Source organism: Micromonospora parva, from assembly GCF_000718515.1.
GTDB lineage: Bacteria > Actinomycetota > Actinomycetes > Mycobacteriales > Micromonosporaceae > Micromonospora > Micromonospora parva.
In genome coordinates this window covers 41,844-54,255 of the sequence record NZ_JNZS01000025.1, presented here as the reverse complement: position 1 = coordinate 54,255, position 12,412 = coordinate 41,844, and the positions used below count along the sequence as shown (strand labels likewise).

8 protein-coding genes are annotated in these 12,412 nt (G+C 74.0%); 4 read left to right on the top strand and 4 right to left on the bottom strand.

Annotation, left to right across the window (positions count from 1 at the left end; genetic code table 11):
* Nucleotides 1-70: 70 nt before the first annotated feature.
* Nucleotides 71-880, bottom strand: a complete 810-nt coding sequence (locus tag IF22_RS0127115; protein WP_030336817.1) for a DNA-formamidopyrimidine glycosylase family protein — start codon at nt 878-880, stop codon at nt 71-73.
* A gap of 108 nt (nt 881-988) precedes the next feature.
* On the opposite strand from IF22_RS0127115, the gene IF22_RS0127110 reads away from it, so the two are divergent.
* Nucleotides 989-2,239 carry a hypothetical protein gene (locus IF22_RS0127110; RefSeq protein WP_030336815.1) on the top strand — a complete coding sequence of 417 codons (1,251 nt, stop codon included), beginning with the start codon at nt 989-991 and terminating at the stop codon, nt 2,237-2,239.
* A 33-nt stretch (nt 2,240-2,272) separates the two neighbouring features.
* Here the strand turns inward: IF22_RS0127110 and IF22_RS0127105 are convergent, their stop codons facing one another.
* Both IF22_RS0127105 and IF22_RS0127100 read right to left on the bottom strand, forming a co-directional pair.
* Nucleotides 2,273-2,515 carry a CPCC family cysteine-rich protein gene (locus IF22_RS0127105; protein ID WP_030336813.1) on the bottom strand — a complete coding sequence of 81 codons (243 nt, stop codon included), beginning with the start codon at nt 2,513-2,515 and terminating at the stop codon, nt 2,273-2,275.
* Nucleotides 2,516-2,540: 25 nt separating this feature from the next.
* The gene (locus IF22_RS0127100) at nt 2,541-3,341 is read right to left on the bottom strand and encodes an SAM hydrolase/SAM-dependent halogenase family protein (protein WP_030336811.1); all 801 of its coding nucleotides are present in this window, start codon (nt 3,339-3,341) and stop codon (nt 2,541-2,543) included.
* Nucleotides 3,342-3,441: 100 nt separating this feature from the next.
* On the opposite strand from IF22_RS0127100, the gene IF22_RS34035 reads away from it, so the two are divergent.
* A complete protein-coding gene (locus IF22_RS34035; RefSeq protein WP_030336809.1) occupies nt 3,442-4,041 on the top strand; it encodes a hypothetical protein in 600 nt (199 codons plus the stop codon).
* A 19-nt stretch (nt 4,042-4,060) separates the two neighbouring features.
* Here IF22_RS34035 and IF22_RS0127090 read toward each other — a convergent pair whose 3' ends face one another.
* On the bottom strand, nt 4,061-8,698 hold the full coding sequence (locus tag IF22_RS0127090) for an ATP-dependent helicase (RefSeq protein ID WP_030336807.1): 4,638 nt from the start codon (nt 8,696-8,698) through the stop codon (nt 4,061-4,063).
* A 177-nt stretch (nt 8,699-8,875) separates the two neighbouring features.
* Between IF22_RS0127090 and IF22_RS0127085 the strand changes: the two genes are divergently transcribed.
* Together IF22_RS0127085 and IF22_RS0127080 are read left to right on the top strand one after the other, a co-directional pair.
* Entirely contained in the window at nt 8,876-9,262 is a 387-nt protein-coding gene (locus IF22_RS0127085) for a hypothetical protein (protein WP_030336806.1), read from the top strand.
* Between the two features lie 252 nt (nt 9,263-9,514).
* Nucleotides 9,515-12,349: a Na+/H+ antiporter subunit A gene (locus tag IF22_RS0127080; RefSeq protein ID WP_030336804.1), complete on the top strand. Its 2,835-nt coding sequence runs from the start codon at nt 9,515-9,517 to the stop codon at nt 12,347-12,349.
* The last annotated feature ends 63 nt before the right edge of the window (nt 12,350-12,412 follow it).

Here is a 12,412-nt window from a genome sequence, read left to right as displayed (position 1 = left end):
ACGTCGACGGCCGGTTAGGAATTACCCAATCGTCCGTTTCTACGCTGGGTCTCGATCGGTGGGAGCCTGGTCAGCCGGCAGATGGCGGGGCCGGGCGTTCGGGCTGGCAGACCGGGCACCAGTAGGTGACCCGTTCACCCAGTTCCTCCTTGCGGATCGCGGTGCCGCAGCGGCGGCAGGGCTGGGCGCGGCGGCCGTAGACGTAGCTGGTCTGCCCCCGGTGCAGCGAGCCGGTGCTGCTCTGCGTCCACCGGCCCCGGTTGGCGGCGAGCAGCCGTTGCGCGAGAGCCACCAGGCCCGGCAGATCGGGCACCCCACCGACCGGGGTCCACGGTGACACCCCGCGCAGGAACAGCACCTCGCACTTGTAGAGGTTTCCCACGCCGGCCAGGTTGCGCTGGTCCAGCAGCGCCTCGCCGATGCTCTGCTCCGGGTGCTCGTCGAGCCGACGGACCGCCTCGGCCGGGTCCCAGTCCGGCCCGAGCAGGTCGGGGCCGAGGTGGCCGACCAGGTGGTCCTCGTCGGCGGTCGGCACCAGTGTCAGCTCGTGCAGGTGGTAGCCGACCGCTACCGCGCCGGGGCTGCGCAGCACCACCCGGATCAGGTGCGCGGGCCGGCCGCTCCAGCGTTCCCCGGGGGCGTACGCCCGCCAGGCGCCGTCCATCCGCAGGTGGGAGTGCAGGCTCCAGTGCTCCTCGGTGGGGGTGTCGAGCCGCAGCAGCAGGTGCTTGCCCCGGCTGGCCGACTCGCGGACGGTCCAGCCGGTGAGATCCGTGGTCGCCAGTTGCGGCACCCGGAAGTCACTGCCGGTGATCCGCGCGCCGGCCAGCGCGCGGTGCAGCACGCGCGCGGTGTTCCAGACGGTGTCGCCTTCGGGCACCCTGCCATTCTCCCTCTTCGAGCAAGATTCGCATGTGTCGCTATTTGTACACAGGTTCCTCATGATCTCCTGACATGCGAAGGTCAGGGGGTTCTGAGGAGAATGCCCATGACGCGACCCCGTTGTCGTATCCCATCCGTCGCCCTCATCGCCACCCTCACCCTCCTGCTCACCGCAGCGCTCCTACCCACCACCGGTAACGTCCCGGCCGCCAGCGCACCGATCGCCCTCGTCGCCGCCGCACCCGGCGACGAACGGTGGAGCGCCGACCTCACGATCGTCGACCGCGACGACGTCAACGTCCGACGCACCGCCGCCGGCCTCCGCCTGCGGGAAGCCCGGCCCACCTGGCGCGGCGCCCGCAGCCCGCACAGCGCCGTCGCCGAGGGGATGCTGCTGACCACACCCCGCACCCTCGCCCGGCCGGCCACCCGGGTCCGCGCCGAGATCGACGCCGCGGTCCCCGCCGGGGCGACGGTGGAGGCGCAGGTCCGCGGCTGGCGGACCGCCGGCTGGACGGAGTGGCGGGCCGCCGGCACCGTCTTCGACCGACCCGTCACCCGGGTACAGGCCCGGGTGGTGCTCACCGCCCCCGACAAGGGAGCGACGGCGACGGTACGGGGCATGCGGCTCACCGCCGACGCGAACGCCGCCGTGTCCGCCGCCACACCCGGTCGCACCTACCGGGTGTACGCCACCCGCATCGGGCTGGTCGGTGAGGTGACCGCCAACGGCCGCACCGTGCAACCCCGGGACCACTTCGCGGCACTGCCGTCGCGTCGCGGACTCTCCCCGCTCAACACCGGCGACTACACCGTGCGGGTCTGCACCACCAACGGCGCCCGCTGCGAGTACGCCCCGGTCTGGGACGTCGGGCCGTGGAACACCCGCGACGACTACTGGAACCCGTCATCTGTGCGGGAGAACTGGAAGGACCTGCCGCAGGGGCGACCCGAGGCGCAGGCCGCGTACCAGTCCGGCTACAACGGTGGCCGGGACCAGTTCGGGCGGACCGTGCTCAACCCGGCCGGCATCGACCTGGCCGACGGCACGTTCTGGGACGGGCTGCGGCTGACCACCAACGCCTGGGTGGACGTCGCCTACCTGTGGACCGGTGGCGGCCCGCGCGGCGTGGTCGGCGACGGGCCGCTCAACATCCGCACCGGGGCCAGCACGTCGTACGCGATCCGTGGCCTCGCCGCCCGGCTGGCCCACGTGCCGATCCAGTGCTACGTCACCGGTCAGTCGGTCGCCGGCCCCTACCGCACCACCACCCGCTGGAACCGGCTGACCAGTGGCCAGTACGTCAGCCACGCGTACATCTCGAGTGTGTACGGCGGCAGCGTGCCGGTCTGCTGAGCCACGCTCACCCCGTCGGGCGCCGCCTCAGCGTCAGGGGCGCTCGTCGGGGCGAGCCGTGCGCACCATGTCCTGGTAGCGCGGGTGGCTGGCACCGTAGACGGCGTAGTTGAGACGGGCGTGGGTGAGGCTCAGGTCGCCGTTGGGGCCACCCCGGACGGCGTCGGCGTCGGCGTCGGTCTGGCCGTCGTCGGTCCAGAAACAGACGGGACAGGTCCCCCCGCCGGTCCGCGACGCACAGCAGGGACAGCCCGCAGGAACCACATGCTCACCCACCGGAGAAGCATTCCACAGTCGAACATCAGCCCGATACCCGCAGCAGGTCCCCCGCGGACACCGCGAGGAGGTCCACGGCCCGTCCGCCGTTGACAGCGACCGCGACCAGCCCGGCCGAGTCGACGTACGTCACCAGGCCACCGGCCGGGGCGTCGCCGAAGGTGCGCCCGTGCACCGCCGCATGGGCCGGCGCGGTTCCCGGCGGACCCACCCGCAGCGTGGCCGGCAGCGGATCGAGCAGCTCGGCCGGTGCGGCCAGTTGGACGTTGCCGAAGTGGTCCACGGTCAGCACCTCGGCGGTGAATCCCTCGGCGTCCCGGGTCACCGTGGGCGTCGGCAGCCGCACCAGCCCGGCCGGGTCGACAGGTGGGCCCGCCTCGGCGAGCGGCGCGCCGAGCGCCAGCCGGGCCGCCACCGGCGCGAAGACGTCCCGCCCGTGGAACGTGCGGGACACCCGGGCGGCCAGCCAGCGCGGCTCGGTCAGCTCGACCGCGTCGGTCACCCCACCGAGCGCGGCGGCGGCGTCCAGCAGCAACCCGTTGTCCGGGCCGACCAGCAGCCCGGCCGGGGCGGCCAGCGCGACACCCCGTCGGGCGGTGCCGACACCCGGATCGACCACCGCCACGTGCACTCCCACCGGCAGGTACGGCACTGTCTGCGCCAGCACCGCGGCACCCCGCCGGACATCCCCCGGCGGCACCAGGTGGGTCACGTCGATCACCCGGGCGGTCGGCGCGACGCGGGCGACGACCCCGTGACAGGCGGCCACGAAGCCGTCGGTGAGGCCGTAGTCGGTGGTCAGCGAGATCCAGGGCACTGCGGACATGCCCGCAGGCTAGTGGAACCGGGTGGGCTGACGGATTCGGGACAGCGCAGTGGCCGACCGGCCCCTCCCGCCGCCGGATGACGTTGGGCAGACTGCCCTGGTGACAATTCGGAGCCTGCCCGCCGTCGGAATCCTGCTGGTAGCCGTGGCCGTCACCGCCGGCTGCGGCGGTGGCGACGCCGATCCGTCGAGTGCGGCCCCCACCCCCTCGTCGTCCTCGGCCCCGGCGGCCACCGGTCTGCCGAGCGCCCCGACGCCCTCGGCGGGGCCGCCCAGCGCCAGCGGTGCCGCGTCACCGGCAGCCCCGCCGGTGGCCCCGCCGTCCGTCGCCCCCCAGGGGCCCACGCAGCGCCGGCCGGCCAGCCCACCGCCGGTGGTGCTGCCCAAACGCCCGACGGGTGCGCCCGGTGCCACCCAGGTCGTCAACGCGTTCAAGGCCGCCGGCCTGAAGGTGCCGCACCCGAAGGACCGCTCGGTCGACTGTGGGCCGGACGGTCTCGGCCTGGGCTGTTCCGAGCTGATCGCCACCGACGCCGTCACGGTGTACGTGTTTCCCGACGAGATCAGCGCCAGCGACATCGCCGAGACGTGGGGCGGCCAGTCGTACCGGCGCGGTGCGGTGGTGCTCAACTACCTTGAGGCGAAGACCCCGGCCGCCGACCGGCCCCGCTACGAGAAGGTGCTCAACGGTCTGGGCTGACGCGGGCGCCCAGGCCCGGTCAGCCGCGCAGGCGCAGGCCGCGCGGGGTGGCCCGGAAGCCGGCGGCGGTCAACGCGTCACGCAGCGGCGAGGAGTGCACCGCCTCGCCGTCGGCCCGCTCCACCGACATCGCACCCAACGCCCCGGAGTGGACGGCGTCGGCGAGCGCCTTGCCGGCTGCGGCGAGCGTGTCGGTGTCGTCGGTGAAGGAGAGCAGCGTCCGGCCGCCGCGTTCGACGTAGAGGACCAAATCACCGCCGACCTGCACCACCAGGGCCCCCGCCTTGCGGCCGGCCCGGTGCCCGGTCGCCGGTGTGGCCCCGTCACCGGAGTCGACGACCCGTTCCGGCCAGGGCAGCGCCGCGCCGTACGGGTTGGCCGGGTCGGTGGCGGCGAGCACGGTGGCCACCGCGCCCCGCCCCCGGGCGCCGTCGGTCGGTTCGGCCAGCGCGCGCAGCCGGTCCACCGCGCCGGGTACGGCGAACTGCGCCGCGCCGAGCCCTTCGACGAAGTAACCCCGGCGGGCCGCGCCGCGCTCCTCCAGCGCCGACAGCACCGGGTAGACCGCCGAGAACCCGCCGACCACCTGCTCGGCCATGACCGCGCCCCGGGTGACCACCCCGTGCCGCTCCAGCAGCAGGTCGGCGAGCGCGGCGGCCCGCCGGGTCGGGTCGAGGTCCCGGTCCGGAAGGCGGGACCAGCGGCCGGCGACCGTCGGCGGGCCACCACGGGTCGGCAGCGCCACCCGGCCGGGCCGCCGGTAGCGGGTGCGGGGCGCGGACGGCCGGGAGCGGTGGGCGCCGCCGGCGCCGAGCACCGCGCGCAGCGGGGCGAGGGTGTCGTTGCTGAGGTGCCCCGCCCAGACCAGATCCCAGATCACCGCGGTCAGCGCGGCGTCGTCTGTCGAACCGACCCGGTCGGCCAGCGGGCGGAAGAACAACGCCTGCCCGTCGCCGAGCGCGTCGAGCACCGCGTCGTGCAGCGGGGTGCGGGTCAACGCCTCGTCGGGCGGCGGGAGCAGCAGTGGCGCGGTGTCCGCGTACGCCAGGGTGACCCAGCCGTCGCCTCCGGAGATCGCCCCCGACCCGGCCCAGAGCACCTCCCCGCTCGCGCACAACTCGTCGAGGTGGGCGGGGGAGTAGTCCGCGACCCGGGCGGGCAGCACCAACCGCTCCAGGGCGGACGCCGGCACCGCCGCGCCCTGCAACTGCTCCACAGTTGCCGCGAGCGCCTCGACACCTCGGGCGGACGAGCCGACCTGCTGCCAACGGGGCAGGAACGTGGCCAGCGCCCGGGGCGGCACCGGCTCGATCTCCCGGCGCAGCGCGGCGAGCGAGCGGCGGCGCAGCATCCGTAGCACCTCGGCGTCGCACCACTGGGCGCCGGCCGAGTCCGGGGTGAACTCCCCGGAGACCACCCGGCCGGTGGCGCCGAGCCGGCGCAGCGCCTGCTCGACGACGAACACGCCCAACCCGAAGCGGGCCGCGCAGCTGGCGGCGGCGAACGGCCCGTGGGTGCGGGCGTAACGGGCCACCAGATCACCGAGCGGATCGGCCACCGGGGCGAGGTACGCCTCGGCCACCCCCATCGGCAGTGCCACGCCGAGTGCGTCGCGCAGGCGGGCGGCGTCCTCGACGCCCACCCAGCGCTGTTCGCCGGCGATCCGGACCCGCAGCACCCGGCGGGTGGCCTCCAGCTCGCTGAGCCACGTCTCGGGCACGCCCCGCTCGGTCAGCTCGGCGTCGCTCAGGTCACCGAGCACCCGCAGCAGCTCGACCACGTCCTCGGCGTCGCGGGGGCGGCGCTGCTCGGTCAGCCACCGCAGTTGCCGGTCGGTCTCGGTGAGCACCGCCGGGTCGAGCAGTTCGCGCAGGTCGACCCGGCCGAGCAGCTCGCCGAGGAGGGTGGAGTCGAGGGCGAGCGCGGCGGCGCGGCGCTCGGCCAGCGGGGCGTCGCCCTCGTAGAGGAACGCACCGACGTAGCCGAAGAGCAGCGACCGCGCGAACGGGGACGGCGCGCTGGTCTCCACCTCGACCAGCCGCACCTTGCGGGTGGCCAGGTCGCGCATCAGCCCGGCCAGCGCCGGCTGGTCGAAGACGTCCTGGAGGCACTCCCGGGCGGCCTCCAGGGTGACCGGGAAGTCCGCGTACTCGCGGGCCACGTCGAGGAGCTGGGCGGAGCGTTGCCGTTGCTGCCAGAGCGGTTGGCGGCGGCGCGGGTCGCGGCGCGGCAGCAGCAGTGACCGGGCGGCGCACTCCCGGAAACGGGCGGCGAAGAGGGCGGAGGTGCCGACCGACTCCTCGACCAGCTGGGTGATCTCGTCGGGTTCGAAGACCACCACGTCGGCGCCGGGCGGTTCGTCGGCGGTGTCCGGAAGTCGCACCACGATGCCGTCGTCGGAGGGCATCACCTGGGCGTCCACGCCGTACCGCTCGGCCAGCCGGCGGCCCACCGCGAGCGCCCAGGGCCCGTTGACCCGGGCGCCGAGCACGCTGTGCACGGCCAGCCGCCAGTCGCCCAGCTCGTCGCGGAACCGTTCCACGACGACAGTGCGGTCGTCGGGCAGCGAACGGGTGGCCTCCCGCTGATCGCGCAGGTAGGCCATCAGGTTGCCGGCGGCCCAGTCGTCCAGCCCGCCGTCGCGCAGCGCGGCCAGTGCGGCTTCGTCGGTCTGTCGCAGCAGGGTGCGCACCCGGGCGCCGATGGCCCGGCCCAGCTCCACCGGCCGACCCAGCTGGTCGCCCTTCCAGAACGGCATGCGCGCGGCCTGCCCCGGGGCGGGCGAGACGAGCACCCGGTCAGGGGTGATCTCCTCGATGCGCCAGGAGGAGGAGCCGAGCAGGAAGACATCGCCCACCCGGGACTCGTAGACCATCTCCTCGTCCAGCTCACCGACCCGGGCGGCCCGCTCGGCACCGGCCAGGAAGACCCCGAACAGGCCCCGGTCGGGGATGGTGCCGCCGCTGGTCACCGCGAGTCGCTGCGCGCCGGGGCGGCCGGTGAGCAGGTCGGTGGCCCGGTCCCAGACCAGTCGGGGGCGCAGCTCGGCGAAGGCGGTGGACGGGTAGCGACCGGAGAGCATGTCCAGCACGGCGTGCAGCGCCGAGTCGGGCAGCTCGGCGAAGGGTGCGGCCCGGCGGACCAGCACGGCCAGGTCGCCGAGCGCCCACGGCTCCAGCGCCACCATCGCGACGATCTGCTGGGCCAGCACGTCCAGCGGGTTGCGCGGGTAGTGCAGCTCCTCGATCGCGCCGTCGGTCATCCGCTCGGCGACCACCGCGCAGGAGAGCAGGTCGCCACGGTGCTTGGGGAAGACCACTCCACGGGAGACGGCGCCCACCTGGTGCCCGGCCCGGCCGACCCGTTGCAGCCCGGCGGCCACGCTCGGCGGCGCCTCGATCTGCACCACCAGGTCGACAGCGCCCATGTCGATGCCCAGCTCCAGGCTGGAGGTGGCCACCACCGCCGGCAGCTGGCCGGACTTGAGCGCCTCCTCGATGTGCTTGCGCTCCTCCCGGGAGACGCTGCCGTGGTGGGCGCGGGCGATCACCGGTGCCGCGCCGGTGGCGGCGCCGGACTGGGCCATCACCTCGGCCGGTGGCCGGTTGCGCACCGGGCCGGCGGGGCCACCCCACCGCTGCGCGCCGGCCGCCGGGTCGTCGTCGGCCGACAACCCTTCCGGCACGCCGGCCGCGCCCTCGGTCGCCGCTTCGGCGGCCAGCTCGTTGAGCCGGGCGCAGAGGCGCTCGGCGCTGCGGCGGGAGTTGGTGAAGACGATGGTCGAGCGGTGCTGCCCGATGAGGGTGAAGACCCGCTCCTCCACGGCCGGCCAGATCGACGCCCGACGTGGCCCGGGGCCGCCGAGGTCGTCCTCCGGTGGCTGCTCCTGCTCGTCCAGGCGGGTCATGTCCTCCACCGGGACCTGCACGCTGACCTCGATGGTCTTCGGAGTGGCCGGCTGCACCACGTCGACCGGGCGGGCACCGCCGAGGAACTGCGCGCAGGCGTCGATCGGGCGGACGGTGGCCGAGAGGCCGATGCGCTGCGCCGGGGCGGGCAGCAGCTCGTCGAGGCGTTCGAGGGAGAGGGCGAGGTGGGCGCCGCGTTTGCTGCCGGCCACCGCGTGCACCTCGTCGACGATCACCGTCTGGATGCCGCGCAGTGAGTCGCGGGCCGCCGACGTCAGTAGCAGGAACAGCGACTCGGGCGTGGTGATGAGGATGTCGGGCGGGGTGCGGGCGAAGGCCCGTCGCTCGTCGGCGGGCGTGTCGCCGGTGCGCATGCCGACGGTGATGTCGGGCGGTGCCACGCCCAGCCGGGTGGCCGCCTGCCGGATGCCGGCCAGCGGGGCGCGCAGGTTGCGCTCCACGTCGACGGCGAGGGCCTTGAGTGGGCTGACATAGAGCACCCGGCACCGCTGGCGGGCCTCGGTCGGTGCCGGCTCGCGGGCCAGCCGGTCCAGTGACCAGAGGAAGGCAGCGAGCGTCTTGCCGGAGCCGGTGGGCGCCACCACCAGCGCGTTGCGACCGGCGGCGACCGACCGCCACGCACCGATCTGCGCGGCGGTCGGCGCGGCGAAAGCGTTGTCGAACCAGGCGCGGGTGGCCGGGCCGAACCCGGCGAGCACCGCGCCGGTGTCTGCGTCTGCCCCGGTCACCGGTCCATCGTGCCCCTCCGGTCTGACATCCACGAACGGCTCACGACGGAATGGGCGAGCAAAAGGCAAAAAGCGTGGAACGTGCGCTTAATGCGTTAAGTCTCACTTAACTGCTTGCTTCTGAGGAGCAACATAAAGTAACTTCACTCGCAACGCGAACCGGGGTGAGGGGATGTGATGGCCGGCGAGCAGCGCACCGTCGAACCGGGCACCGACGTGCTGATTCGCAAGGTCGACAGTCATCTCGCCGCCCTCCGCGCCGGCCTGCACGGCCCCGAGCTCGAGCTCGCCGAACGTCTCGCCCGCTGCCTGCGCGAGCTGGTCCTCTGCACCGCCCAGGCCAGCGCCGCCGATCGGGGTCAGGTCCGCGTTGCCGTGCACTACTTCGTGCTGCGCCGCGAGAGTCGCGGCCGTCTGCTCGCGGTGCGCTCGCTGACCGCCGCGGAACGCGTCGTCGACCGGGTCGCCCGCCAGCTCGGCCGCCCCGACCTGCTGGCCGAGCTACGCCGCGACCGCCCCGCCCCCGACGACGCCCAACCCCTCAACAACGCCCTCCTCCACTAACCCCACCCCCACCCCCTTTTTCCCGCGTTGATCAAGAGGTTTGCGTCAAAAAAGCGGGCGCGGCTGACGCAAACCTCTTGATCAACGGAAGAGGGCTGGGCTGGGCGCCTGGGGTGGGGTCGGTGGGGTGGGGTGGGGTGGGTTTGGGGGTTAATTCCGGCAAAACCGGCCCGGCGGGCTGCGAACTGGCGTCTGATCGCTGCTAGGCGCCACCGCTGCCACTGGCGTCGGCCATGTCGATCGGGAGCGCAGGTGCTGGTACTGCTCATCCTCCATTTCGTGGCGGCCCTCGCCGCGCCCCTGCTCGTTCGCTGGTGGGGTCCGCGCGCGTGCTACCCGCTGGCGCTCGCGCCGGCCGCCGCGTTCTGCTGGGCGGTGGCCCGCACCCCGGCCGTGAGCGGCGGCGGGGCGGTGGTCGAGACGTACCCGTGGATCCGGCAGTTGGGCCTCGACATCGCGTTCCGGCTCACCACGCTGTCCTGGCTGATGACGCTGCTGATCGGCGGCGTCGGCGCGCTGGTGCTGGTCTACAGCGCCCGCTACTTCAGCGCCGGCTCGATCGGTCTGGCGCAGTTCGCCGCGGTCCTGGTCGCCTTCGCGGGCGCGATGCTCGTCCTGGTCTTCGCCGACGACCTGCTGCTGCTTTACGTCGGCTGGGAGCTGACCACTGTCTTTTCGTACCTGCTGATCGGGCACAGCACCGAACGGCGGTCCAGCCGTTGGGCGGCGGCGCAGGCGTTGACGGTCACCACGCTGGGCGGGCTCGCCATGCTGGTCGGTTTCATCATGCTGGGCGAGCACGCCGGCAGCTACCGCTGGTCGGAGATCATCGCCCAGCCGCTGCCCGGCGGCGGGTATCTGGTGGGTGCCGTGCTGCTGATCCTGGCCGGGGCGCTGTCCAAGTCGGCGGTGCTGCCGTTCAGCTCGTGGCTGCCGGTCGCGATGGCGGCACCCACGCCGGTCAGCGCGTACCTGCACGCCGCCGCCATGGTCAAGGCCGGCGTCTACCTGGTCGGGCTGCTCGCGCCGGTGCTCGCCACGGTCGGCCCGTGGCGGCCGGTGGTGCAGGTCGCCGGGGTGGCGACAATGCTGCTCGGCGGTTGGGCGGCGCTGCGCCAGACCGACCTCAAGCTGCTGCTGGCGTACGGGACGGTCAGCCAGCTCGGCCTTCTGGTCGCGGTGACCGGCTCGGGCACGCCGGACGCCGCGCTGGCCGGCACCGCGATGCTGCTGGCGCACGCCCTGTTCAAGGCGGCGCTCTTCCTGGTCGTCGGCATCATCGACCACAGTGCCGGCACCCGTGACCTGCGCGAGTTGTCCGGGCTGCGGCACTGGTCCCGGCCGCTGTTCGTGGTGGCCGTGCTGGCCGCGGCGTCGATGGCCGGGGTGCCGCCGCTGGTCGGCTTCGTGGCGAAGGAGGCGGTGTTCGCCGCGTTCACCGACCAACCGGTGCTCCTCACCGGCCTGGTCGCCGGGACGGTGCTCACCGTCGCGTACAGCGCCCGTTTTCTCTGGGGCGCGTTCGCCGACCGGCCGGGCGTGACGCCGGTCCCGCCGGGGTCGATCGCCGCGTCGCTGCTGGTACCGCCAGCGGTGCTGGCCGGGATCGGTCTGCTCGCCGGCCCGGCCGCGAGCGTCCTGGAGGACGTGCTGCGGCCGTACGCCGATCTGCTCGGCGGGGTCGACGCGCACCTGGCGCTCTGGGCCGGACCGACCCCGGCGCTCGGCCTGTCCGTGTTGGCGCTCGTCGGCGGTGGCCTGCTCTTCGCCGTGCGCGGGCCGCTCGCCCCGGTGCTGGCGCGGCTGCGCGCACCGGTGGGGGGCAACCAGGGGTACGAGTGGGTGGTGGGCCGCTTCGACCGGCTGGCCATCGATGTCACAGGCGCGACCCAGCGCGGCTCCCTGCCGCAGTACCTGGGCGTCATCCTGGTCACCCTGGTGCTGGTGCCCGGCGCGGCGATGCTCTCCGCCAGTCCCTGGCGGGCGCGGATTCCGCTCTGGGACAGCCTGCTGCAACCGGTGGTCGTGCTGGTGATCGCGGTGGCGGCGGTGTTGGCGGTCGGCGCCCGCCGCCGGCTGACCGCGATGTTGCTGGTGGGCATGACCGGCTACGGCACGGCGATGCTGTTCGTGCTGCACGGAGCACCCGACCTGGCGCTCACCCAGTTTCTGGTGGAGACCTCGACGATAGCGGTCTTCGTGCTGGTGCTGCGTCGCCTGCCGGAGCGGTTCTCGGCCCGCCCGATACGGCGTACCCGCCTGATCCGCCGGGTGATCGGGGTGGCGGTGGGCGTGGTCGCCGCCGGGCTGGCCCTCGTCGCCGTCGGCGCCCGCCAGGCACCGACCATCTCCGCGGCCTTCCCGGATCTGGCGGTCGCCCAGGGGTACGGCCGCAACGTGGTCAACGTGACCCTGGTCGACATCCGGGCCTGGGACACGATGGGTGAGCTGGCGGTGCTGGTGGTGGCCGCGACCGGGGTGGCCAGCCTGATCTTCGAGCGCTCCCGCACCGGGCCTCGGCCGCGCCGGCCCGAGGCGGACCAGCGGGCGGGTGTGCGGGGCCGGCCGGTGTGGCTGCGCGGTGGTCCCACCCTCTACGAGGAGCGCCGCTCGATCGTGTTGGAGGTGGTCATCCGGCTGATCTTCCACACCGTGGTGCTGTTCTCCCTGTTCCTGCTCTTCTCCGGGCACAACGCTCCGGGCGGCGGGTTCGCCGGAGGGCTGGTGGCGGGTCTCGCCCTGGTGGTCCGCTATCTGGCCGGCGGTCGGTACGAGCTGACCGAGGCGGTGCCGATCGGTGCCGGCCCGATTCTCGGCGCCGGGTTGGCCACGGCGGTGGGCAGCGGCCTGGTGGCGCTGCTGGCCGGCGGGTCGGTGCTGGAGAGCGCGAAGGTCGACCAGCGGCTGCCACTGATCGGCGACACCCACCTGGTGACGTCGCTCTTCTTCGACATCGGCGTGTACCTGGTCGTGATCGGGTTGGTGCTGGACATCCTGCGCAGCCTCGGCGCCGAGGTGGACCGGCACATCGAGGCCACCGGAACGGCCGCCGGCGGTCTGGCCGTCGACAAGGGCGACCGGACATGAGCGCGCGGAGCGAGGTGGCGCCGTGAGCGCGAGGAGTGAGCCGGTGTTGCGAGCCCCGCAGTC